The 23,070-nt window shown below is 72.4% G+C and carries 20 protein-coding genes and 2 riboswitches; of the genes, 13 read left to right on the forward strand and 7 right to left on the reverse strand.

Annotation, left to right across the window (positions count from 1 at the left end; all coding sequences use genetic code 11):
• Positions 1 to 57: 57 nt before the first annotated feature.
• The 3 genes from K8Z49_RS45265 to K8Z49_RS45275 all read right to left on the reverse strand — a co-directional run bounded on the left by K8Z49_RS45265 (position 58) and on the right by K8Z49_RS45275 (position 4,533).
• Positions 58 to 885 (reverse strand): CHAP domain-containing protein, encoded by an 828-nt coding sequence (locus K8Z49_RS45265; RefSeq protein ID WP_412517003.1) that lies wholly within the window; start codon positions 883 to 885, stop codon positions 58 to 60.
• Positions 886 to 895: 10 nt separating this feature from the next.
• A riboswitch (cyclic di-AMP (ydaO/yuaA leader) is annotated at positions 896 to 1,030 on the reverse strand.
• A 176-nt stretch (positions 1,031 to 1,206) separates the two neighbouring features.
• Positions 1,207 to 1,403, reverse strand: a riboswitch (cyclic di-AMP (ydaO/yuaA leader).
• Between the two features lie 499 nt (positions 1,404 to 1,902).
• Positions 1,903 to 2,844: a C40 family peptidase gene (locus tag K8Z49_RS45270; protein WP_021599987.1), complete on the reverse strand. Its 942-nt coding sequence runs from the start codon at positions 2,842 to 2,844 to the stop codon at positions 1,903 to 1,905.
• 276 nt (positions 2,845 to 3,120) lie between these two features.
• Positions 3,121 to 4,533 (reverse strand): NYN domain-containing protein, encoded by a 1,413-nt coding sequence (locus K8Z49_RS45275; protein ID WP_024936556.1) that lies wholly within the window; start codon positions 4,531 to 4,533, stop codon positions 3,121 to 3,123.
• Between the two features lie 95 nt (positions 4,534 to 4,628).
• Here K8Z49_RS45275 and K8Z49_RS45280 point away from each other — a divergent pair, with 95 nt between their 5' ends.
• Genes K8Z49_RS45280 through K8Z49_RS45290 form a run of 3 tightly spaced genes read left to right on the forward strand, consistent with a single transcriptional unit; the run spans position 4,629 to position 7,529 of the window.
• Positions 4,629 to 6,434 carry a DEDD exonuclease domain-containing protein gene (locus K8Z49_RS45280; protein WP_412517004.1) on the forward strand — a complete coding sequence of 602 codons (1,806 nt, stop codon included), beginning with the start codon at positions 4,629 to 4,631 and terminating at the stop codon, positions 6,432 to 6,434.
• A gap of 4 nt (positions 6,435 to 6,438) precedes the next feature.
• A complete protein-coding gene (locus K8Z49_RS45285; protein WP_021597608.1) occupies positions 6,439 to 7,188 on the forward strand; it encodes a rhomboid family intramembrane serine protease in 750 nt (249 codons plus the stop codon).
• Positions 7,189 to 7,241: 53 nt separating this feature from the next.
• Positions 7,242 to 7,529, forward strand: a complete 288-nt coding sequence (locus K8Z49_RS45290; protein ID WP_021597607.1) for an Lrp/AsnC family transcriptional regulator — start codon at positions 7,242 to 7,244, stop codon at positions 7,527 to 7,529.
• A gap of 61 nt (positions 7,530 to 7,590) precedes the next feature.
• Here K8Z49_RS45290 and K8Z49_RS45295 read toward each other — a convergent pair whose 3' ends face one another.
• Positions 7,591 to 8,286 (reverse strand): hypothetical protein, encoded by a 696-nt coding sequence (locus K8Z49_RS45295; RefSeq protein ID WP_021597606.1) that lies wholly within the window; start codon positions 8,284 to 8,286, stop codon positions 7,591 to 7,593.
• Positions 8,287 to 8,302: 16 nt separating this feature from the next.
• Positions 8,303 to 9,019, reverse strand: coding sequence for a FadR/GntR family transcriptional regulator (locus tag K8Z49_RS45300; RefSeq protein ID WP_412517005.1), 717 nt, complete (start codon positions 9,017 to 9,019; stop codon positions 8,303 to 8,305).
• A 78-nt stretch (positions 9,020 to 9,097) separates the two neighbouring features.
• Here K8Z49_RS45300 and K8Z49_RS45305 point away from each other — a divergent pair, with 78 nt between their 5' ends.
• Genes K8Z49_RS45305 through K8Z49_RS45320 form a run of 4 tightly spaced genes read left to right on the forward strand, consistent with a single transcriptional unit; the run spans position 9,098 to position 13,107 of the window.
• Complete coding sequence (locus K8Z49_RS45305) at positions 9,098 to 10,135, forward strand: ABC transporter ATP-binding protein (protein WP_111833029.1); 1,038 nt, start codon at positions 9,098 to 9,100, stop codon at positions 10,133 to 10,135.
• Between the two features lie 43 nt (positions 10,136 to 10,178).
• On the forward strand, positions 10,179 to 11,387 hold the full coding sequence (locus K8Z49_RS45310; RefSeq protein WP_021597603.1) for an ABC transporter substrate-binding protein: 1,209 nt from the start codon (positions 10,179 to 10,181) through the stop codon (positions 11,385 to 11,387).
• Positions 11,384 to 12,298, forward strand: coding sequence for an ABC transporter permease (locus tag K8Z49_RS45315; RefSeq protein ID WP_021597602.1), 915 nt, complete (start codon positions 11,384 to 11,386; stop codon positions 12,296 to 12,298). The genes K8Z49_RS45310 and K8Z49_RS45315 overlap by 4 nt, the downstream gene beginning before the upstream one ends.
• Positions 12,298 to 13,107 (forward strand): ABC transporter permease, encoded by an 810-nt coding sequence (locus K8Z49_RS45320; protein WP_021597601.1) that lies wholly within the window; start codon positions 12,298 to 12,300, stop codon positions 13,105 to 13,107. Before K8Z49_RS45315 ends, K8Z49_RS45320 begins: the two co-directional genes overlap by 1 nt.
• On the opposite strand, the gene trpD is transcribed toward K8Z49_RS45320, so the two are convergent.
• Positions 13,108 to 14,157 carry an anthranilate phosphoribosyltransferase gene (gene trpD / locus K8Z49_RS45325; protein ID WP_021597600.1) on the reverse strand — a complete coding sequence of 350 codons (1,050 nt, stop codon included), beginning with the start codon at positions 14,155 to 14,157 and terminating at the stop codon, positions 13,108 to 13,110.
• 53 nt (positions 14,158 to 14,210) lie between these two features.
• The gene (locus K8Z49_RS45330; RefSeq protein ID WP_024936752.1) at positions 14,211 to 14,633 is read right to left on the reverse strand and encodes a response regulator transcription factor; all 423 of its coding nucleotides are present in this window, start codon (positions 14,631 to 14,633) and stop codon (positions 14,211 to 14,213) included.
• Between the two features lie 92 nt (positions 14,634 to 14,725).
• Here K8Z49_RS45330 and K8Z49_RS45335 point away from each other — a divergent pair, with 92 nt between their 5' ends.
• From K8Z49_RS45335 to K8Z49_RS45360, 6 genes are all read left to right on the forward strand, one after another.
• Positions 14,726 to 15,382 carry a cytochrome c oxidase subunit 3 gene (locus K8Z49_RS45335; RefSeq protein WP_024936751.1) on the forward strand — a complete coding sequence of 219 codons (657 nt, stop codon included), beginning with the start codon at positions 14,726 to 14,728 and terminating at the stop codon, positions 15,380 to 15,382.
• A 55-nt stretch (positions 15,383 to 15,437) separates the two neighbouring features.
• Complete coding sequence (locus K8Z49_RS45340; protein ID WP_412517006.1) at positions 15,438 to 16,349, forward strand: c-type cytochrome; 912 nt, start codon at positions 15,438 to 15,440, stop codon at positions 16,347 to 16,349.
• Positions 16,346 to 17,464: a ubiquinol-cytochrome c reductase iron-sulfur subunit gene (locus K8Z49_RS45345; protein ID WP_021597596.1), complete on the forward strand. Its 1,119-nt coding sequence runs from the start codon at positions 16,346 to 16,348 to the stop codon at positions 17,462 to 17,464. The genes K8Z49_RS45340 and K8Z49_RS45345 overlap by 4 nt, the downstream gene beginning before the upstream one ends.
• Positions 17,461 to 19,095 carry a cytochrome b gene (locus K8Z49_RS45350; RefSeq protein WP_111832939.1) on the forward strand — a complete coding sequence of 545 codons (1,635 nt, stop codon included), beginning with the start codon at positions 17,461 to 17,463 and terminating at the stop codon, positions 19,093 to 19,095. Before K8Z49_RS45345 ends, K8Z49_RS45350 begins: the two co-directional genes overlap by 4 nt.
• An 82-nt stretch (positions 19,096 to 19,177) precedes the next feature.
• Complete coding sequence (locus K8Z49_RS45355) at positions 19,178 to 20,302, forward strand: glycosyltransferase family 4 protein (RefSeq protein WP_412517007.1); 1,125 nt, start codon at positions 19,178 to 19,180, stop codon at positions 20,300 to 20,302.
• A gap of 879 nt (positions 20,303 to 21,181) precedes the next feature.
• Entirely contained in the window at positions 21,182 to 22,717 is a 1,536-nt protein-coding gene (locus K8Z49_RS45360; RefSeq protein WP_181663408.1) for a penicillin-binding transpeptidase domain-containing protein, read from the forward strand.
• The last annotated feature ends 353 nt before the right edge of the window (positions 22,718 to 23,070 follow it).

Consider the following 23,070-nt stretch of genomic DNA (forward strand, 5'->3'; position numbering starts at 1 on the left):
ATCCTATGCAGCCGGTGGTAAGGGCCGCGTCATGAGGACCGTGTCATGAGGACCGGGTCATGAGGACCGGTAGCCGGGGTAGCCGTAGCCGACGACGTCGTCGGCCGACCGCTTCTTGATCTGCACGGCGTTGCCGGTGTTGCCCTCGACCGCCTCGATGGCGCCGGCGTCGATCTTCTTGATCACCATGCCGACGTGCCGGATGTCGGTGACGTCCTTGCCGCCGTCCCAGGCGTAGAAGACGATCGCGCCGGGACGCGGCTCGGTGCCCCAGCGGCCGTGCTCCTTGAACCAGCGGGCGTGCGCGACCGTCCAGGCGTCGCTGCCGATCTGGTCGCCGAAGCCGATCTGCTCGCCCACCCAGGAGACGAACATGTCGCACCAGTTCGCGTCGCCGTAGCCGGCGAGGGAGCCGCCGTCGCGCGCGAGCGTCTCCTTCGCGCGCGCCGTGCCCATGTACCACTTCTGGAACTTGGTCTCGCCGCCGCGGTCCTCCTCGACGCCCACCTGGGAGCGTGCGAGCTCGATGGCCTCGGCGGCGGTCGGCCGCGACGCGCCGGAGGGCTTCGCGGACGGCTTCCCGGGCGCCTTCGCGGCCGGCTTCTTCGGCACGCTCTTCCCCGGGGCGTTCTTGGCGGCCTTCCTGGCCCCGTCCTTGGACGAGTCCTTCGACGAGCCGCCGGGGGGCTTCTTGCCCGGGGCGTCCGCCGAGGTGGACGCGGCGGGGGCGGATCCGAACGGCAGGACCGAAGCCTGCGCGGTGGCGGCGGCGGTGCCGAGCACGGCGGCGCCGACGATGAGGCCGCCGGTCGTCCGCCAGGTGAGGGGCAGGGAGCTCGCCTTGCGATGCCTGCCCGGGGTCTTCTTGCGGTGTGCGCCTGGCACGCGGGGGTTCTCCTCGACTTCCATGCCGCCTACCGGGTTAGCTGACGGGTTCGGGCGTGGAAGCCGCCCTACGGCCCGCGGGCAGGCCGATTCACCCCGATGAGGACGTGATGGGTCCCCGGTTCCGCGTCGGCCGCGCATGGGGGCACGGCGGTCCGCGGACTCGGCGGTGGCGCCCCCGGGGGCGGGCGCGCCGGTTCGGATGGGGGGCCGCGGGCCCGGCGGCGCGCGTCGGCGCGGGTGCCCGCGGAGAGCAGGGGGAAGTGGGGCGTGGCCGCACGATGGGCGGCCACGCCCAGGTGATGCTGCGGAACTCACTCCTTCGCTTCTTCCAGACGCCTACCGGGTTAGCTGACGGGTTCGGGCGTGGAAGTGGCCCTACGGCGGGCTCCACCGGAACGGGGCCGGAAGAGACGCACCGATTCACCCCGGGTGCCGGACTCGTCCGGGACGGTTCCCGGACCCCGCCGGCGTGGGTCCCCGGTTCCGCGCTGAGGCGGACTCGGCGCTGCCGCTGCGATCCTGGGGGCGATATGGGGCCCGGCGCGGGACCTGTCTCCCGCGTGCGAACGCGCGGCGCCTGTGTGTTGTGCTGCGGACGGCGGCCCGTCGCCGGGGGCCGTCCGGGGGCCGCCCGCGGACACCGCCGTGGCAGCGCTCTCAGCGCCATGCACGCTGCGGCGTGCGCACGGGGGAACGGGAACGGCCGGGTCTCGCGTGGAGACCGCCGCGGCACTCTCGGGTGCCGCCGGACGACGCGTGGAGCGCGCCGTCCTCGGGGGGAGCGACGCGTGGCTCGCGCCGCCGTCACGCGGCGGCTGGATGCGCCGCGTGGGACCGAAGCGCCTGGTGGGCGCCGCGGGGCCATGGCGCCTGGAGGGCGCCGTGAGTGGTGACAAGGTACCAAAGCCCCAACAGAAGGCAAACCCCCCCAAAATCAACAACGGACCAGGTCAAGCCTGGTCCGTTGTCGGTGGAGGCTCCGGGCCCGCCGCGGCGGGCCCGGAGGGCGCGGGGTCAGGGGCGCCCGGCGCCGTAGTAGTTGCTCAGGTAGTAGCCCGAGGTGATGCTCACGATCTCGACGTTCTTGCCGGTGCGGGGAGCGTGGATCATCTTGCCGCCGCCCACGTAGATGCCCACGTGGCCGAGGCTGTTGAAGAACACCAGGTCGCCCTCCTGGAGGGCGCTCTTGGCGACGCGCTTGGTCGCGGCGTACTGGGAGTTGGTGGTCCGGGTGATGCTGACGCCCGCGGCCCCCCACGCCTTCATGGTCAGGCCGGAGCAGTCGTAGGAGTTCGGCCCCTCGGCGCCGTAGGAGTAGGGCTTGCCGAGCTGGGCGTAGGCGAAGTTGAGCGCCGTGCGGGCCGAGCCGCTCGCGGGCCCGGTGTAGGTGCCGCCGATGCCGCCACCGCCGCCGCCCGAGGAGGTTCCGCCGCCGAGCCGCCGCAGCAGCGCCTTCTGCTTCGCGACCTCCTTGTCGAGCTTCTGCTTCTGCTCCCTCAGCTCCTTGGTCTTCGCCTTCACGTCGTCGTAGGCCGCCTTGGCCTGCGCCTCCTCGCGGCGCAGCCGCTGGGCGGTGGCGAGGAACTGGGTGAGCTGGGAGCTGCGCTCCTGCGACAGGTGCGAGAAGACGGCCGCCTGGTCGAGGATGGCCTGCGGGTCGTTGCTGCCGACGAAGCCGGTCACGTCCGCGGAGTCGCCGTTCTTGTAGGCGGCGGCGGCCATCTTGGCGATCGCGGTGCGCTGCTCCTCGAAGGTCGCCTGCTCCTGCTTGCTCGCCTTGGTCGCGCTCTCGTACTTCTTCTTGGCGATCTTCAGCTTCTCGTTGAGCTGGTTGAACTGCTCGACCTTGTGGTCCATCTGCTCGCCGAGCTTGTCGAGCTTCTTCTGGACCTGCGCCCGGGTCGGCTTGGGGTCTGCGTGCGCCACCACCGGGGCGTAGGTCAGGGAGGCCGTCACGGTCAGGCAGGCGACGGCCGCCAGGCGGCGGGAGGTGCCCCGAATCGCCGAGCCGCCCCTCCGGTCACGCCCGCGCGCTGGTACCCCGATGAGATCATTGGCCACGGTCGGTCTCGCCCCTCTCGTCGACGACGTCAGCGGACGACATTAGCGACGGGCAACAGCCGTCACAACCGATTCGTCACTCTTTGATTGACATCTGCGAAGAGTGTCCACTTTTCGTGACGTCATGATCACTTAGTGCGAGGCTTCCCTTATGAGAGGCTTATGGGGACCTTATGACCGGCCCAGCCTGCGCAGCAGCAGCGAGGACGGGCACGGCCGCGCCTCCGCGCGGCGCGCCGCGTCGGCCACCTCCCGGTCGGACGACACCACGACCACCGAACGGCCCGGCGGCTCCGCCCGCACCAGCTCCCCGATCAGCTCGTCCGCCGTCTGCCCCGGGCGGCTGAACAGCACCCGGACGCCGCGCGGCGCCGCGATCGCCACCGGCGCGTCCAGCTCCGCGCCGTCGAACACGCACGTCACCTCCGCCCGGGTCTGCGCGGCGAGGCCGCCGAGCCCGGACAGCAGCCGGCTGCGCTGGTCCGACAGCGGCAGCTCCCCGTACCCGGTCTTGGTGACGTTGTAGCCGTCCACCACCAGGTGCACCTGCGGCAGCGTCAGCAGCCGGTCCAGGAGCTGCGGGTCGTTGTCCGACAGCGCCCGGCCCGGCAGCGCGCGGTGCGCCGGGCGGTCCGGCTCCAGCCCGCCCACCGCGTCGGCGGGGCGGCCGATCGTGGAGGGCAGGGCCAGCTCCCGGCGGACGCCCTGCGCCGCGTCCACGAGCGCGTCGAGGAGCATCCGCAGCCGGACGTCGTCGACGTTGCGCCCCTCGCGCGCCGCCCGCTTGGCCGCCTCGGCCGCGGCCTCCGCCTGCGCGGTCCGGGCGCGCAGCCTGCGCAGCTCCTTCTCGGACGCGGCGGTCGACTCGCGCGCGGCGGCCAGCTCGCGGCCGGCCTCCGCCGCGACCGCGTCCGCGCGCTCCTCCGCCGCCCGGAACCGCGTGCGCGCCTCGTGCAGCTTGCGGCGCAGCTCCGCCACCTCGGCCTTGGTCTCGCGCAGCTCCCCGCGCAGCTTGTCCAGCTCGGCGCCGCGGGCGGCGCGGGCGGCGGCCAGCTCCTGCTTCAGCGCGGCGACGCGGCGCTCGGCGGCCTCCTCCTCCGACGCGGTGGCCGACCGCTCCAGCTCCTCGCGCGCGGCCTCCACGAGCCCGGTCCAGCCCGCGGGACGCAGGAGGTAGCCCAGCACCGCGACCCGCACCGGGTCGGCGGCCGGCGGCACGTCGCCGTCCTCGACCGCCTCGGCGAGATCGGCCTGCGCCTCGCGCAGCGGCCCGGCGACCCGCCGCCGGAACCCCGCGTCCTTCTCCAGCATCGCGGCGATGTGCTGGCCCGCCAGCTTGGCGCGCTTGCGCCGCTCGAACCGCGCGAACCGGCGCAGCGGCGCGGGGACCTCCTCGGCCGGCAGCGTCCCGATCAGGTCGGCGGCGACCTCCACCACCCCCTGCCGCACGGCCTCGGGCATCGGCCGGCGCAGCCGCTCGGCACCGGACGGCTCGGGCGCCTCGCCGCCGGAAGTCGCTTCGGGGCCGCTGTCGATGATCCCGCTCCTTCCGGGCCGCCGGTGGCCTGTGTGTTTCCCGAGCACCCAATGCCCTAACCAGGGCGGACGCGTGACGCGCCGGCGCACCTCAACCCTAGCGGCACGCGGTTCTGTCGGTGGGGTCCTCTACGGTCGCGCTCATGACGGCTGCGCACGGCGTTCAGGGTGCCGGTGTACAGGGCACCCTGGACGACCTCGGCACCCTGCTGCACGAGGTCACCTTCGTCGTGGTCGACCTGGAGACCACCGGCGGCTCGGCCGCGGACTCGGCCATCACCGAGATCGGCGCGGTCAAGGTGCGCGGCGGGGAGGAGCTCGGCGAGCTCGGCACGCTGGTCGACCCGGGCGGGCCCGTCCCGCCGTTCATCACCGCGCTGACCGGCATCACCACGGCGATGGTGACGGCCGCCCCGCCGATCGAGTCGGTGCTGCCGGCCTTCCTGGAGTTCGCGCGCGGCTGCGTGCTCGTCGCGCACAACGCCTCGTTCGACATCGGGTTCCTCAAGGCCGCCTGCGCCGCGCACGGCTACGCCTGGCCCGCGTTCCCCGTCGTCGACACCGTCGACCTGGCGCGGCGCGTGCTGTCCCGCGACGAGGTGCCCAACTGCAAGCTCGGCACGCTGGCCCGCTTCTTCCGGACGTCCCACGAGCCGACGCACCGGGCCCTCGCCGACGCCCGCGCCACCGTCGAGGTGCTGCACGGCCTCATCGAGCGGATCGGCTCGTTCGGCGTCACCTCGCTGGAGGAGATGCGCGGCTTCGCCAAGGCCCCCACGCCGGAGCAGCGGCGCAAGCGCCACCTCGCCGACGACGTCCCGTCCGCCCCCGGCGTCTACCTGTTCGAGGACGACGCCGGCGAGGTCCTGTACGTCGGCAAGAGCGGCGACCTGCGCTCGCGGGTGCGCAACTACTTCACCGGGTCCGAGACGCGGTGGCGGGTCCGCGAGATGGTCGGGCTCGCCGAGAACGTCCGCACGATCGAGTGCGCCACCGGGCTGGAGGCCGAGGTCCGCGAGCTGCGGCTCATCGCCGAGCACAAGCCGCGCTACAACCGCCGCTCCAAGTTCCCCGAGCGGGCGATCTGGCTCAAGCTGACCGTGGAGCCGTTCCCGCGGCTGTCCATCGTCCGCGAGTGCCGCGCCGACGGTGCCCGCTACCTCGGGCCGATCTCCTCGCGCCGGCAGGCCGAGGAGGCCCGCGCGGCGCTGCACGAGGCCGTCCCGCTGCGGCAGTGCACGCAGCGGCTGACGCTCCGGCTGATCGAGCGCGGCACGGCACGCGCGTGCGCGCTCGCCGAGATCGGGCGCTGCGGCGCGCCGTGCGACGGCCGCGAGTCCGCCGACGCCTACGCCGTGCACGCCGGGACGGCCCGCTCGATCATGGAGGGCGACGTGCGTCCCGTGGTGGCCGCCGCGCAGGTCCGCATCGACCGGCTCGCGTCCGAGCTGCGCTACGAGGAGGCCGCCGCCCAGCGCGACCGGCTCGCCGCGTTCGTCCGCGCCGCGGCGCGCGGGCAGCGGCTCGCCGCGCTCGCCCGGCTCCCCGAGCTGGTGGCGGCCCGCCCCGCCTTCGACGGCGGGTGGGAGCTGTCGGTCGTGCGGTACGGCCGGCTCGCCGCGGCGGGGACCGTCCCGCCGCACGCCCGCCCCCGCCCCTACGTCGACGCGCTCATCGCGACCGCCGAGACGGTGTTCCCGCCCGCGGGCGAGGCGCCCGGCGGCGTCGCGCTCGGCGCGCCGCCGTCGGCCGGCGCCACCGCCGAGGAGATGGAGTGCGTGCTGCGCTGGCTCGACCTCCCCGGCGTCCGGCTGGTCGAGGTCGACGGGGCGTGGACGTGCCCGGCGCACGGCGCCGAGGGGCTGCGCGAGTGGATCGACCGTGCCTACGACACCGGCTACGAGCGGCGGGAGACGTCCCGTCGCGGGGCGGGCCGCCCACTAAGGTGACGACGTGGCACTGCCTCTGTACGACAGCCAGCCGGCCCGGCGCGTCCCGTGGGTGACGTACCTGCTGATCGCGGTCAATGTGGTCGTCTTCCTGCTCACGCCGATGTCCAACTTCGCCGCCTGGTACGGCGAGGGCTCCGTCCGCGAGTGCAAGGCGACGCACTTCACCTTCGAGTACGGCGCCGTGCCGAAGGAGCTGACCACCGGCGACAAGCAGCCCCTGCCGTCGGAGGTCGTGAACGACTGCGGGCCCGCGTCCTTCGACAAGGCGCCCTGGACGGCGGCGTTCACCTCGATGTTCCTGCACTCCGGCGCGCTGCACCTGCTGGGCAACCTGGTGTTCCTGTTCGTCGTGGGCATGGGCGTCGAGGACCGGCTCGGGCGATGGCGCTTCCTGCTCAGCTACCTGCTGTTCGGGCTCGTCGCCGTCTACGGGTTCGCCTGGACCTCGCCCGACTCCACCGTCCCGCTCATCGGCGCGTCCGGCGCGATCGCCGGCGTGATGGGCGCCTACGTGATCCTCAACCCGCGGGGCCGCGTCGTCAGCTGGGTGCCGCCGATCATCTTCATCCGGCTGCCGGTGTGGGTGGTGCTCGGGTACTGGTTCGTCCTGCAGTGGCTGTCGCTGGGCGACGAGGAGAGCAACGTGGCCTACACCGCGCACATCTACGGCTTCGTGGCCGGCCTGGTGTTCGCGCTCCTCGCCCGCCGCGCCGGCCCGGCCCGCCGCCTGGCCGCGCTCAGCCGCGGCTGAGCGGCCGCCCGCCCCCCGGTAGGGTCGGAGGGTCCGATCTCAGGGAGGGTGCAGTGGTCACTGCGATCGTGTTCGTCAAGGCCGACGTCGCGCGCATCCACGAGGTGGCCGAGACGATCGCCGCGCTGGACGGCGTCAGCGAGGTCTACTCCATCACCGGCGACCACGACCTCATGGCGATGGTCCGGGTGCGCCGCCACGAGGAGCTGAACGACATCATCCCGGGCCGGCTGAACAAGGTCCCCGGCATCGTCGGCACCGAGACGCACGTCGCGTTCCGCACCTACTCCCAGCACGACCTGGAGCAGGCCTTCTCCCTCGGCCTGCCCGACGCCGACTAGCGAAGGCCGCTCAACCCGCGCCGGCCGGACGACGCCGATCGGCCGGCGCCGGGCCGTCCGCTCACCGCGCGACCACGAGCCCGACGCCGTCGGCGCTGCACGGGCGGGCCGCGTAGCCGCGGCCTCCCCGGTAGACGGCGCCGGGGGGCCAGCTGGCGGTGTTGGACGCCATCACGCGGCCCGGGGCGTTGACGACGAACGCGGGCGCGGGGATCTCGCGCAGCGCCGGGACCACCTCGTTCTCGAACGTCCGGGCGAACACGTCGGCCGCGGCGACGCCGGCGAAGGCGCCCGCGACGAGCACGGGCGCCGACAGGGTGAGGACGTACTCGTCGCTGCACAGGTAGTCGACGTAGGGTCCGCAGACGGTCCGCTCGGCGCCGCTCTCCGGGCCGGTGAACCACTCCCACTCGGTGTAGTCGTACAGGGCGTTGCTCTCGGGGTTCAGGTCCCGCAGCAGCTGGACGGGGCTCCCCGCAGGGCCGGCCTGCCACCATTCCAGGTACCAGGCGGCGTCGGCGAGCAGCTGGGGCGCTGCGATGAACCCGATGCCGCAGATGAGCAGGCCGAGGTGCGCGGCCAGCAGCGGGCGCAGCTCGGCGAGATCGGCGCGGACGGGGGCGCGGCCACCGCGGCGGACGTCCTCCAGGCACCGGGCCGTCGCGTCGCGTACCAGGGTCACGGTCTCGAAGACGCCGTCCAGGGTCGCGCGGACGTGTGCCGCGGCCGCGCCGATCGCCGGTGGCTCGGCGGGCATGGGGTCCCCCTCGGGGTCAGAGTGCGAGCCGTCGTTCAATCAGACGTTCTACCGCATTCAAGACGTGACTTTCAGCTACATCGCGGGCCCGGGCCTCGTCGGCGTCCTCGATGGCGGCCACGATGCCGGCGTGCTCGGCGTCGACGCGGCCGCGCCGGTCCGGCAGGTCGTGCACGGCCCAGACCAGCGGCCCGATCTCGGCCTGCAACCGGATCTCCTCGCGGGTGAGCCGGCCCGACTGGGACGCGGCCGCGACCTCCAGGTGCAGCCGGCCCTCCAGCCGGCACATGCCGTCGCCGGTCCCGGTGCCCGCCATCTCCTCCAGCGTGCGGCGCAGCCGCCGGACGTCGCCGGGCAGCGACCGGGCCGCGGCCAGGCGAGCGGCGGCCCCGGCGATGGCGGCGTAGTGGTCGCCGAGGTCGCGGAGCTCTTCAGCGCTGAGCGAACGCAGCCTTTCCTCAAGGTCGAAGGGCCTGGCAGGGGCCCGGACGAAGCTGCCGCCGCCCCGTCCCCGGCGCGTCTCGATGAGCCCCTGCTGACGCAAGGCCATCAGCGCTTCGCGTAGTGTGACCGTGGATACACCGAGATAGGCCGCGAGGTCGGTCTCGCTCGGCAGCTGCTCGCCGTCCCCGAGCAGGCCGAGCCCTATCGCGTCGGTGAGCCGCCGTACGACCGCGTGCACCCGTGCGGTGTTGTCGACGGGAGCGAACACGACAAGGTGCGCGTCGTCCATGGGCCCCCTCCCGGTGTTCACACAGTGATACCGGAACATCACTTGAACTAAAACCTATGACTCCATATGTTTCCGTTCATGCCGGCTTCAGCGGTGAGGATCCGCGATCTGCGCAAGACCTTCGGTGCCGTCGAGGCGGTGGCGGGCGTCGACCTCGACATCGGGGACGGCGAGTTCTTCTCGATGCTCGGCCCCTCGGGGTCCGGGAAGACGACCGTGCTGCGGCTCATCGCGGGTTTCGAGCGGCCCACCGCCGGGACGATCGAGCTCGGCGGCGCGGACGTGACGGGGCTCGCCCCGTTCGACCGCGACGTCAACACCGTGTTCCAGGACTACGCGCTCTTCCCGCACCTGGACGTGCTCCGCAACGTCGAGTACGGCCTCAAGGTGCGGCGGGTGCCGAAGGCCAGGCGCCGTGAACGGGCGCTGGAGGCACTGCGCAGCGTCCGGCTCGGCGGCATGGAGTCGCGCCGTCCGGCCGAGCTGTCGGGCGGCCAGCGCCAGCGGGTCGCGCTCGCCCGCGCGCTGGTCAACGAGCCGAAGGTGCTGCTGCTGGACGAGCCGCTCGGCGCGCTCGACCTGAAGCTGCGCGAGGAGATGCAGGTCGAGCTGAAGAGCATCCAGCGGCGGGCCGGCATCACGTTCGTGTTCGTCACCCATGACCAGGAGGAGGCGCTGACCCTCAGCGACCGGGTCGCGGTCCTCGACCGCGGCCGGATCCAGCAGGTCGGCACCCCCGCCGAGGTCTACGAGCGTCCCGCCACCGAGTTCGTGGCGGGCTTCGTCGGGACGTCCAACCGCATCGGCGACGTCTGCGTCCGGCCGGAGAAGATCCACGTCGGCCTCGCGGACGGCGGGCCGGAGCCGCCGGACGGGCCGGGCACGGGGGACCGGGAGGCGTTCGGCACCGTCGCCGAGGTCGTCTACGCGGGCGCCGTGACCCGGTTCGTCATCGACCTGGAGTCGGGGGACCGGGTCACGGCGCTCCAGCAGAACCTGCGCACCTCCTCCATGGACGTGATGGCCCACCGCGGCGCGCGCGTCCGCGTCGGCTGGCATGAGGCGCACGAGTTCCACGTGGCGGGCGCCGGCACCGCGCCGGCGCCCGCTTCCTGAATCACCCGCAAGAACCTCCAAATCCCCAAATAAGGAGTTCCCCATGTGGTCCACGCGCATGGCGCTCGCCGCCGCGGCGACGCTGGCGATCGGACTGACGGCCGCCGCCTGCGGCGGCGACTCGGGCGACAAGGCGAGCGGTGCCGGCCAGGGCGGCTTCACCGTCCCCAAGGTCCCGATGCGGCAGTCGCTCGGCGCCGGTGAGGGCCAGGTCAACCTGGTCGCCTGGGCCGGCTACGCCGAGGACGGCTCGAACGACCCGAAGGTGGACTGGGTCACCCCGTTCGAGAAGCAGACCGGCTGCAAGGTCAACACCAAGGTCGCCGGGACGTCCGACGAGATGGTGACGCTGATGAAGACCGGCGAGTACGACGCGGTCTCCGCGTCCGGCGACGCCTCGCTGCGGCTGATCGCCTCCGGCACGGTCGCGCCCGTGAACACCGGGCTCGTCCCGAACTACGCCGACGTCTTCGCGGGCCTGAAGATGAAGCCGTGGAACTCGGTGAACGGCGTCTCCTACGGCATCCCGCACGGCCGGGGCGCCAACCTGCTGATGTGGCGCACCGACAAGGTGAAGACCGCGCCCGACTCGTGGGGCGCGGTGTTCGACGCGAACTCCCCGTACAAGGGCAAGGTCACCGCGTACGACTCGCCCATCTACATCGCCGACGCCGCCCTCTACCTGATGGCGTCCAAGCCCGAGCTCGGCATCAAGAACCCGTACGCGCTCGACCAGAAGCAGTTCGACGCGGCCGTCGGGTTGCTGAAGACCCAGAAGGGGCTGGTCGGCGAGTACTGGTCGGACTACACCAAGGAGGTCCAGGCGTTCAAGAGCGGTGACTCCGTTCTCGGGACGACGTGGCAGGTCATCGCCAACCTCGCCGAGGCCGAGAAGGCGCCGGTCAAGGTGACGCTGCCCAAGGAGGGCTCCACCGGCTGGTCGGACACCTGGATGGTGGGCGCGAAGGCCAAGCACCCCAACTGCGCCTACAAGTGGCTGGACTGGATCGTGTCGCCGAAGGTGAACGCGCAGGTCGCCGAGTGGTTCGGTGAGGCGCCGGCCAACGCCAAGGCGTGCGGGGAGACCGCGGCCAAGGACCACTGCGACATCTTCCACGCCACCGACGAGACCTACTTCTCCAAGGTGCACTTCTGGACGACGCCGATCGCGCAGTGCCTCGACGGGCGCAAGAACGTCACGTGCGTCGACTACTCCAAGTGGACCCAGGCGTGGACCACGATCAAGGGATGACCGCCCCCGCCCGGAAGGGCGGAGCGGACGGCCGCCCGGCGCCGGGACCCCGGCGCCGGGCGGCGGCCCTGCTGCACCGCCGGCCGCGGCTGCGGCTGTCGCTGCTGCTGTCCGCGCCGCTCGCCTGGCTGGTCGTCGTCTACCTCGGCGCCCTCGCCGCGATCTTCCTGACCGCGTTCTGGTCGACCGACGTCTTCACCGGCGAGGTCGTCCGGCGGTTCACGCTCGCCAACTTCCAGACCCTCCTGGACGAGCCGGTCTACCGGACGGTCGCACTGCGCAGCCTCGGCGTCGCGGTCGCCGTCACCGCCATCGACGCCGTGATCGGCTTCCCGATGGCGCTGTACATGGCCAAGGTCGCCAGGCCGCGGCACCGGCCGTACCTGATGATCGCGATCCTGGCCCCGCTGTGGGCCGCCTACCTCGTCAAGGCCTACGCGTGGCGGGTGATGCTGTCGCAGGGCGGCATCGTCGACGAGGTGCTCGGGCCGCTCGGGCTCTCCAGCCCCGGGTACGGCCTCCCGGCGACCGTGCTCGTCCTGTCCTACCTCTGGCTGCCGTACATGATCCTGCCCGTCTACACGGGCCTGGAGCGGCTCCCGGACTCACTGCTGGACGCGTCCGGCGACCTCGGCGCCCGGCCGCTGCGCACGTTCCGGTCCGTCATACTGCCGCTGGTCTTCCCGTCGCTGGTGGCCGGGTCGATCTTCACGTTCTCGCTGTCGCTCGGCGACTACATCACCGTGAAGATCGTCGGCGGCCGGAGCCAGCTGCTCGGCAACGTCGTCTACGACAACATCGGCGCCGCCAACAACCTGCCGTTCGCCGCCGCGGTCGCCACGATCCCGGTGGTGGTGATGCTCGGCTACCTCGCCGCGGCCCGCCGCACCGGCGCGCTCAGGGAGCTGTGATGATCTTCTCGCCGGCCGCGCGCGCCGCGCTGCGCGCCCTGATGGCCCTCGGCCTCGCCGTCATCTACGTGCCGCTGCTGGTCGTGCTGGTCAACTCCGTCAACGCCGACCGGACGTTCGGCTGGCCGCCCACCGGGATCACCGGTCGGTGGTGGTCGCAGGCGCTGGACAACGAGGGCGCCCGGCAGGCCGTCCTCACCAGCGTCAAGGCCGGGCTCGGCGCGACGGCCATCGCGCTCGTCCTCGGCACGATGGCGGCGTTCGCGGTGTCGCGGTACCGGTTCTTCGGGCGGGAGACGGTGTCGCTGGTGGTCGTCTTGCCGATCGCGTTGCCCGGCATCGTCACCGGCATCGCGCTGAGCAACGCCTTCCAGGTCGTGCTCCAGCCGCTCGGCATCGGCCTCGGCCTGTTCACCGTCATCGTCGGGCACGCGACGTTCTGCGTCGTGACCATCTACAACAACGTGCTCGCGCGGCTCCGCCGGACCGGCACCAGCCTGGAGGAGGCGTCCGCCGACCTCGGCGCCGACACGTTCCAGACGTTCTGGTACGTGACGGTCCCGGCGCTGCGCTCGGCGATGGTCGCCGGCGGCCTGCTGTCGTTCGCGCTGTCCTTCGACGAGATCATCGTGACCACGTTCACCGCCGGGCCGGGCGCGCAGACCCTGCCGATCTGGATCTTCAGCAACCTGTTCCGCCCCAACCAGGCCCCCGTCGTCAACGTCCTGGCGGCGGCCCTGATCGTGCTCTCGGTCGTCCCGATCTACATCGCCCAGCGCGTGTCGTCGGGAGCCCGCAGCGTCACGTGACTAGGGCCGCAGGCTCTGGGAGGCGTCGATCCAGCGGTCCAGGAGGGTGCCGGCGGAGCCGGAGTCGACCGCGGCGGCGGCACGCTCGTAGGCGCCGCGCAGCCGCGCGGTCAGCTCGTCCGGGGCCGGCGTGCCGTCGTAGGCGGTGATGAGGGCGGCGGCGTTCAGCAGCACCATGTCGCGGACGGGTCCCGGCCCCCCGGCGAACGTCTCGCGCGCCACCCGCCCGTTGAAGGCCGCGTCGGCGCCGCGCAGGTCCTCCGGCTTCGCCGGCGGGATGCCGAGGTCGGCCGGGTCGAACGTCGTCTCCGTGGCCGTCCCGTCGCGGACGACCCACACCGTCGAGGTGCCGGTGGTGGTCAGCTCGTCCAGCCCGTCGTCGCCGCGGAACACCAGGGACGAGCAGCCGCGCGCCGCGAACACGCCCGCCATCACGCCCGCCATCCGCGGGTGGAACACCCCGACGGCCTGGGCGGCGGGGCGCGCCGGGTTCGTCAGCGGCCCGAGGAAGTTGAAGACCGTGGGCGTGCCGAGCTCGCTGCGGGTGCGCGAGGCGTACTTGAGCGCCGGGTGGTACAGCGGCGCGAAGCAGAACGTGATGCCGACCTCATCGGCGACCCGCGCGGTGGCCTCCGGGGGCAGGTCGATGGCGACGCCGAGGTGCTCCAGCAGGTCGGCGGCGCCGCACGAGGACGACGCGGCCCGGTTGCCGTGCTTGACGACCCGGACGCCCGCCGCCGCCGCGACCACCGCGGCCATCGTGGAGACGTTGACGGTGTGGGCGCGGTCGCCGCCCGTCCCGACGAGGTCGGCGATCGGCCCCGGCACGGCGATGCGGGTGGCGTTGTCCATCATGCCCTCGGCGAGGCCGGTGACCTCCTCCACCGTCTCGCCCTTGGCGCGCAGCGCGACCGCGAAGCCCGCGATCTGCGCGTCGGTGGCCTCCCCGGCCATGATGCTGTTCATGGCCCAGGAGGTCTCCTCGCTGGACAGCGATTCGCCCGACACGAGGGCGTTGAGCAGTGCGGGCCAGGTGGTGCGCGCGTCCATGGGTCCCTACCGGGTCGGGCGGATCGTCCGGGTTGGCTGCCGAGGGCCTGCGGCTACAGGGCCGGGAGGCGGTTCTCCAGGCGCCGGCGCATCAGGCCGGCGACCGCGTCCGCGAGGGCCATCGGGTCGATGGGCAGGCTCACGACCGCGTCGGCCCGGGACCAGGTGGCCAGCCAGCCGTCGTCGCGGCGGCCGATGACCGCGAGGACGGGCGGGCAGTCGTACACCTCGTCCTTGGCCTGCCGGCACACGCCGAGGCCGCCCGCCGGCTGGGCCTCGCCGTCCACGACCAGGACGTCGATCCCGCCGCGGTCGAGCCGCTCGACCACGGCCGGCTGCGTCGCGCACTCCTCGAACTCGACCTTCGGGAGGTCGGCGGCGGGGCGGCGGCCGACCGCCATCCGGATCTGTGCGCGCGTGTTCGCGTCGTCGCTGTAGACGAGAACCCTCATCGGGCTCTCCGGGGCGGTGCTCATGGACGTGAGGGTACCGGGTCGGGCGCCCGCGGACACGCGCGGGGAACTCTAGGAGGGGGGTCATGCGTCACTCACGGGATGGGGGCGCAATAATGCTGCCCGTGACAGCATCCGCGATAGAGACAACACCTCACGCACGGGCGAACCGTCCCAATCTGGTCAGCGTGGGGACGATCGTTTGGCTGTCGTCCGAGCTGATGTTCTTCGCGGCGCTGTTCGCGATGTTCTTCACGATCCGCTCTGTGACGATCGGCCAGTCCGGCCACGACGCGTGGCCGGGCGCCCCGCTGGACCTGCCGCTGTCCGCCGTCAACACGACCATCCTGGTGCTGTCCTCGGTGACCTGCCAGATGGGCGTGTTCAAGGCCGAGGCCGGAAAGGTCGGGCGCGACGGCGGCGTGCTGAACGTGGCGCGCTGGGGGCTGCGGGAGTGGTACGTCCTCTCGTTCCTCATGGGCGCCTACTTCGTCGCGGGGCAGGGGTTCGAGTACTACAACCTGGTCGTCCACGACGGCCTGACCTTCTCGTCCTCGGCCTACGGCTCGGTCTTCTACCTGGCCACCGGTTTCCACGGCCTGCACGTCATCGGCGGCCTCGTCGCCTTCCTGTTCCTCCTCGGGCGCACCTACGCCGCCAAGAGGTGGACGCACGAGCAGGCGACGAGCGCGATCGTCGTCTCCTACTACTGGCACTTCGTCGACGTGGTGTGGATCGGCCTGTTCTCGGTCGTTTACCTGCTCGACCTCTGACCCACCGACCCACCCGACCGACTTACCCGACGACATGACCCGAACGGGGATTTCCGTGAAAAGGATCACCGCATGGCGACGGCGCCCGTGGGCGGGCTACGCCGTCGTGCTGGCGGCCCTGGCGGCGATCGGCGTGATCTACGCCGGCTTCTCGCCGAACACTGACCGCGCCGAGGCGCAGGGCGCCGCCCAGGCGGCGCAGGACTTGAAGCACGGCCAGGAGCTGTTCAACAAGAACTGCGCGAGCTGCCACAGGCTGAACGGCGAGGGCACCAAGGACGCCAAGGGCAATCCGGTCGCCCCCAGCCTCATCGGCGTGGGCGCCGCGGCCGTCGACTTCCAGGTCAGCACGGGCCGCATGCCCGCGGCGAACCCTGGCGCGCAGATTCCGCGCAAGGAGCCGGTCCCCGCCTTCAACACCTCGATCAAGACCGACTACGAGGACCCGAAGGAGCGGGCGGAGGCCGAGCGGCAGAAGGCCGAGGCGGAGAAGAACCTGGCCGACCTGCGCGCCTACGTCGCCTCGCTCGGCGGCGGCCCCGAGGTCCCCCCGGCGTCGGCCGTCGACCCCGAGACCGGAGACGTCGCGCTCGGCGGGAAGCTGTTCCGCACCAACTGCGCCCAGTGCCACAACTTCACCGGGCAGGGCGGCGCCCTGACCGGTGGCAAGTACGCCCCGTCGCTGTCCGGGGACGACGTCACGCCCACCCAGATGTACGAGGCCATGCTGACCGGCCCGCAGGCGATGCCGGTGTTCAACGACACCACGCTCACGCCGAAGGACAAGCAGGCGATCATCGCCTACCTCGTCCAGACCCGCGAGGAGCCGAACCCGGGCGGCAACGGCCTCGGCCGGATCGGCCCGGTGAGCGAGGGCCTGGCCGGGTGGCTGGTCGGGATCGGCCTGCTGGTCCTGGCGGCCATGTGGATCACCGCGAAGAAGCCGAAGAAGCTGAAGAAGTCATGAGCGACGACAACAAGGACACCGCGGGCCGCCCCGGCTCCGGCGAGGAGGACGGCGGCCGGCGCGAACGCGTGATCGGCACGCCGTCCCCGGCGAGGGAGAAGGCGCTCCTCGCCGAGGACGACATCTCGGCGCCCGCGGGCGTGGGGGAGCAGCTCGACGAGGAGTCGGCCAAGCGCGCCGAGCGGATCGTCGCGACGCTGTTCCTCGTCGCGTTCGCCGCGAGCGTGGCGTTCATCGCCTACTTCATCGGCTGGAGCGGCCGCGACGGCGGCATGCACGGCGTGGTGCGGGCCCGCGAGTCCAACTTCTGGCTCGGCGGGACGATGGCCCTGTCGTTCCTCGCGATGGCGATCGGCGTCACCATCTGGGTGCGCCGGCTGATGACCAGCAAGCCCATCGTCCAGGAGCGGCACGAGATGGCCGCCGACGAGGAGACCAGGACCGCCTTCACCGAGGACTTCCTGGAGGGCGCCGAGGACAGCGGCATCACCAAGCGGCCGCTGCTGCGCCGCACGCTGCTGCTCGCCGCCGCGCCGCTCGGGCTGGCCCCGCTGGTGCTGCTGCGCGACCTCGGCCCGCTGCCGGAGAAGCGGCTCCGCCACACCTTCTGGGGCGAGGCCGTCAAGAAGGCGCAGGCCGAGGGCAAGAGGGGCGTCCGGCTGGTGGTGGACGGCACCAACAGGCCGCTGCGGGTCAGCGACTTCTCCACGCCCGGCAGCATGATCACCGTGCTGCCGGAGGGGATCGAGCACGACGTCCCCGAGGAGCAGGTGCTGACGCAGAACGCCAAAGCCGTCACGATCCTGATCAACGTCCCGCAGGAGCAGTTCAAGCCCGCCAAGGGCCGGGAGAACTGGCACATCAACGGGATCGTCGCCTACTCCAAGGTGTGCACGCACGTCGGCTGCCCCGCGGCCCTGTACGAGCAGACCACGCACCACATCCTGTGCCCGTGCCACCAGTCCACCTTCGACGCCACCGACGCGGCGAAGGTCATCTTCGGCCCGGCCGCCCGGCCGCTGCCGCAGCTGCCGCTGGCCGTCGAGGACGGGTACATCGTCGCGACGAGCGACTACCACGAACCGGTCGGCCCGAGCTTCTGGGAGCGCGGATGAGCGAGGCGACAGCTCCGAAGGCGGTCGAGGCCCCGCTGACGTTCCTCGACGACCGCCTCGGTTCCACCACCTTCTTCAAGCGGAACATGAAGAAGGTCTTTCCGGACCACTGGTCCTTCATGCTGGGCGAGATCGCCCTGTACTCCTTCGTCATCCTCCTGCTGACCGGGACGTTCCTGACGTTCTGGTTCAAGCCGAGCATGATGGAGGTCGTGTACGACGGCTCGTACACGAAGCTCCAGGGCGTGAAGATGTCCGAGGCCTACGCCTCGACGCTGCACATCAGCTTCGACGTGCGCGGCGGCCTGCTGATGCGGCAGATCCACCACTGGGCCGCGATCCTGTTCATGGCGTCGATCCTGGCGCACATGCTGCGGGTGTTCTTCACCGGCGCCTACCGCAAGCCGCGCGAGCTGAACTGGCTGATCGGCATCGGCATGTTCACGCTCGGCATGCTGGAGGGCCTGTTCGGGTACTCGCTGCCCGACGACCTGCTGTCCGGTACCGGGCTGCGCATCACGCAGGGCGTGGCGGAGTCGATCCCGGTCGTCGGCACCTACCTCTACATGTTCCTGTTCGGCGGCGAGTTCCCCGGCCAGGACATCGTGCCCCGCCTGTACGTGCTGCACATCCTGCTGATCCCGGGGCTGCTCCTCGGCATGGTCACCGCGCACATGATGATCATGTGGGTGCAGAAGCACACCGCGATGCCGGTGAAGAACCAGACCGAGCAGCAGGTGTACGGCTACCCGTTCTACCCGGTCTTCATGGCCAAGACGGGCGCCTACTTCCTGTTCACCTTCGGCGTCCTGGCGCTGCTCGGCGCGTTCGCCCAGATCAACCCGATCTGGCTGTTCGGCCCGTACGATCCCGGCGCGATCTCCTCGGGCTCCCAGCCCGACTGGTACATGGGCGTCCTCGAAGGGGCGCTGCGCATCATGCCGAACTGGGAGATCAGCGCCTGGGGCCACACGCTGAGCCTCAACGTGCTGATCCCGGCGCTGGTGCCGCTCGGCATCGTGTTCGGCGGCGCGGCGGCCTGGCCGTTCGTCGAGCAGTGGGTGACCGGCGACAAGCGGCACCACCACGTCAACACCCGGCCGCGCAACGCCCCCGTCCGCACGGCGACCGGCATGGCGGCGGTCGCCTTCTACGGCCTGCTGTGGCTCGCCGGCGCGAACGACGTCCTCGCGGAGAAGTTCCACGTCTCGCTGTTCGCGACGACATGGTTCTTCCGGGTCGCGTTCTTCGTCGGGCCGGTTCTGGCGTTCGTCTTGACCAAGCGCATCTGCCTGGGGCTCCAGCGCAAGGACGCGGACATCATCGGGCACGGCGTGGAGAGCGGCGTGATCATGATGTCGCCGGACGGAAAGTTCTCCGAGCGGCACGAGGCGGCCCGCGAGGAGGAGAAGGTCGTGATCCTCTCCAAGGAGAACACCCGGCCGGAGGCCCCGGCGCGCGACGCCGCCGGGATCCCGGCGCCCGGCGCCAAGGGCCCGCTCGGGCACCTGCGCTCGCGGCTCAACCGCGCCTGGACCTTCGACGACATCCCGGTCGAGGAGCACGGGGACGGCCACGAGGAGCATAGGGAGCTCGAGAGCGGCGCGACGTCGCACGAGATCAGGCACTGACCGCCGATCGGCGAGGGCCCGTCACCGCACCGGCGGTGGCGGGCCCTTCCGCGTGCCGGGCGGTCCGTATGCTGGCCGGACGATGACCCGGACCCTGATCGTCACCAACGACTTCCCGCCCCGTCCCGGCGGCATCCAGGCGTTCGTGCACGGCCTCGCCGCGCGCCGCCCGCCCAGTTCGGTGGTCGTCTACGCCCCGGCCTGGAAGGGCGCCGCGGAGTTCGACGCGGCGCAGCCGTTCCCGGTCGTCCGGCATCCGGGCTCGCTGATGCTGCCGGAGCCGAGGGTGCTGCGCCGGGCGGCGGACGTGCTGCGCGCGGAGCGCTGCGACTCGGTCGTGTTCGGCGCGGCGGCGCCGCTCGGGCTCCTGGCCCCGGCCCTGCGCCGCCGCGGCGCCGGCCGCCTCGTCGGGATCACCCACGGCCACGAGGCGGGCTGGGCGTCCCTGCCGGTGGCGCGGACCGTGCTCGCCCGCATCGGCGACGACCTGGACGTCCTGACCTACCTGGGCGAGTACACGAGGTCCCGGATGGCGCGCGTCCTGCCGCCGGACGCGGTGGCGCGGATGGCGCGCCTCGCCCCCGGCGTGGACGAGACGCTCTTCCACCCGGGCGCCGGCGGCGCGGACGTCCGCGCCCGGCACGGCCTGACCGACCGCCCGGTCGTGGTCTGCGTGTCCCGCCTGGTGCCGCGCAAAGGCCAGGACGCCCTGATCCGCGCCTGGCCGCACATTCTCCGCGAGGCACCGGACGCCGCCCTCCTCCTCGTGGGAGGCGGCCCGTACCGCCGTGACCTGGAACGCCTGGCGGAGTCCCTCGACGTGACGCGTTCGGTCGTCTTCACCGGAGGCGTCCCCTGGGAGGAACTGCCGGCGCACTTCGACGCGGGCGACGTCTTCGCGATGCCGTGCCGCACCCGCCGCCGCGGCCTCGACGTCGAGGGCCTCGGCATCGTCTACCTGGAGGCGTCGGCGACCGGCCTGCCGGTGGTGGCGGGCGATTCGGGCGGCGCCCCTGACGCCGTCCTGGACGGCGAAACGGGAATGGTCGTCGACGGCCGCTCCGTCCGGCGCATCGCCGAGTCCGTATCGACCCTGCTCACCAACCCCGACCACGCCCGCGCAATGGGCGAAAAGGGCCGCGCCTGGGTCGAACGCGAATGGCGCTGGGAGATCCAGGCAGGCCGCCTGGAAGAACTGCTCACGTGAATTCACCGGCTCCGGGACAAGGACCCGCCCCCGCGCCGTAGGCAGGTCCCCGCCCCGAAACCGGCGGTCAATAGGGCGGCGGATTCACACGGACCAGTACGGTTCATGTGCACTTACCGCAGCCACCGCCGCAACCACGCGACAACCTGAATGGTTGCGATCGCGTCCGAAGGCAGGTTCGAGCCTGCGAGAACCTGATCGCGCAGCGAGCCGCAAGGCGAGCCGGAGCGATGCCAGCGATCGCCCGCGGTGCCCGACGATGGAGGGCCGCCAGGCCCGAAGGAGGAGGGCACCGCCATGAACACAGCACGTGTTGTCTTGGGCTCGGGCGCCCCCAGGGCGCCCGAGCCCAAGACAACACCCATGAGCCCTACCCCGCCCCCGGAGACCGGTTCCACGCGGACGCCCCTGCCGAGGTGGGGTCGGTGTGATCCGCTGCCGAGCGGCCCGGCGCCCCTGTGGGGGAGAACCTGGAGATGGGCGCGCCGCGTGGGCCGGCCGGCGGGGTCGGATCGTGTCCGTGTGGTCGGGAGCGCGGGGCACGGCCCCGGCATCCGGCACCGCTGGGGCCCGGCCCCGCGACGGTGCCCGACCGTGGACGCGCAGGAGGCCTGTCAGTGCCCCTGGGCTGATCCCTTGTCGCGGTGATCGTGTCATCGGGGCCACCTCCTGCCGCTGCTGCGTCCTCGGTCGTTGACGTTCCCGACGTTAGGGCCCGCCCGGCGGGACGGCACCACCCTTAAAGCGCGTTTAAGGGGCGGATCATCCGTCGCTAAGCCGCCTTCCGGTTCCGGTCAGGGAAACCGGCAAGTCGTGCATGTACGGAGCAATCGGACGCTGAAAGGATCAAGCTCCGGGTGGATGGGTGGAGGAGGGCGCATGCGCTCGCGGGGACTTGTGGTGCTGGCGGGGACACTGGCGGTCGTGCTGGTGGCGGGCCTGACGACCGGCTGGCTGCTGCGGCGGGGCGGGAACGCCACCGCGGCGGAGGTGGCCGCCTCCTACTTCGCCGCCTGGCGGGACGGCGACCTGGAGGAGATGCGCGAGCTCGTGGCCGATCCGCCTGCCGACTTCGCCGCCCAGCACCGGACGCTGTCGCGCGGGCTGCGGGTCAACGCGATCGCGCTGGAGCCGCGTCCCGTCACCGCGTCCGGGCGGGACGCGGCGGCGGCGGAGTTCACGGTCACCCGCTCGCTGGCCGACCACGGCGACTGGTCCTTCCGGTCGGTGCTGCGGCTCGGCCGGGTGGACGGCCGGTGGCGGGTGCTGTGGTCGCCGTCCACGCTCTACCCGGGGCTCAAGGGGAAGGGGGCGTGGTCGCTCGGCCAGGTGCGCGTCGCCGCCGTGCGACCGGCCGCGCGTGACGGCGGACCGTTGCCCGAGAACGGGCCGCTCGCCCCCTACCTCGCCGAGATCATGGCGAACCTGGACGAGGACGCGGACCAGACCGGGTGGGCCGTCGAGCTGCGCGACGGCGACAGGCCGCTGCAGCTGGTGAAGGTGTTCGGCGTGAAGAAGAGCCGGACGATCCGGACCACGCTGGACCGGTCGCTGCAGGCGGCGGCGGAGAAGGCGGTCGCCGCCGCGCCCGGCCAGGCCGCGATCGTGGCCGTCCGGCCGTCCAGCGGGGAGATCCTCGCGGTGGCGGACGAACTCGGCGGGCTCGGCGCGTTCACCGGCCTCTACCCGCCCGGCTCGACGTTCAAGGTCGTCACCGCGGGCGCGCTCGTCGCGGACGGGGCGGGGCCCGGGACCGGCGCCGACTGCCCCGCCTCGGTGGTCACCGCGCAGCGGACGATCCGCAACGACGACGACCACGCGCTCGGGCGCACGACACTGCGCGGCGCCTTCGCCGCGTCCTGCAACACGACGTTCGCCCGGCTCGCCGTGGAGCGCCTCGGCGCGGCGAAGCTGGCGGCGAGCGCCCGCCGCTTCGGGTTCGGCGCCCGGCTCGCCCCGGGCGTCGGGGCTGCGCGGGGGAGCTTTCCGGACCCGCGGAGCGGCGCCGAACTGGCCGAGGCGGCGATCGGGCAGGGCCGCGTCCAGGCCAGCCCGCTGCTGATGGCGACGGTCGCCGCGGCCGTGGCGGACGGCTCCTGGCGCGCGCCGAGGATCCTGCCGGAGAAGCTGCTCCGCGGGGGCGGGGGAGCGCCGTCCGCCCCCCGTCCGGTGCCCGGGACGTCCGCGCTTGCCACGATGATGCGGGCGGTCGTCACCGAGGGCACCGCGGCGCGCGCCGGGCTGCCGGACGCGGTGGCGGGCAAGACCGGGACCGCCGAGTTCGGCGGCGGGAGCCACGCCTGGTTCATCGGTCACCGGGCCGGCGTCGCGTTCGCGGTCTTCGTGTCGGCCGGAGGCTCGGGCCCGAAGGTGGCGGCCCCGCTCGCCGCCCGCTTCCTGAAGGCGGCCGGCTGACCGGGTGCGGCCCGGCGAGATTTTTTCTCCCCCCGACCGGCGGAGGCGACGTCCGATCGCCCGGACGGTTTGGATCGTTCCGGGCTTGTTCCGAGCGCTATCGCGATGTCCCAGGTAGCCGCGCATTTCGGCAGAGGAATGGCGGCCGCGCAATCCATTGCCCGGGTGCGTGAACGTCCCGTGCCTTCGGCGCGTACAGCAGTGGAGAGCAGAACCGCCGAGCAGAAGAATCGCAGAAAATTCGGCGGCAACGGTCATCCGAGTGGCTCCTGGGGCGTATGCTCCCGGAGTGATCGGGCGGGTTCGAGAGAATCCGTCCAGGGATCGCGGTGGGAGCGAGCGGGCTCCGACAC

It is taken from the genome of Actinomadura madurae (assembly GCF_047130825.1).
Classification (GTDB): Bacteria; Actinomycetota; Actinomycetes; order Streptosporangiales; family Streptosporangiaceae; genus Spirillospora; species Spirillospora madurae.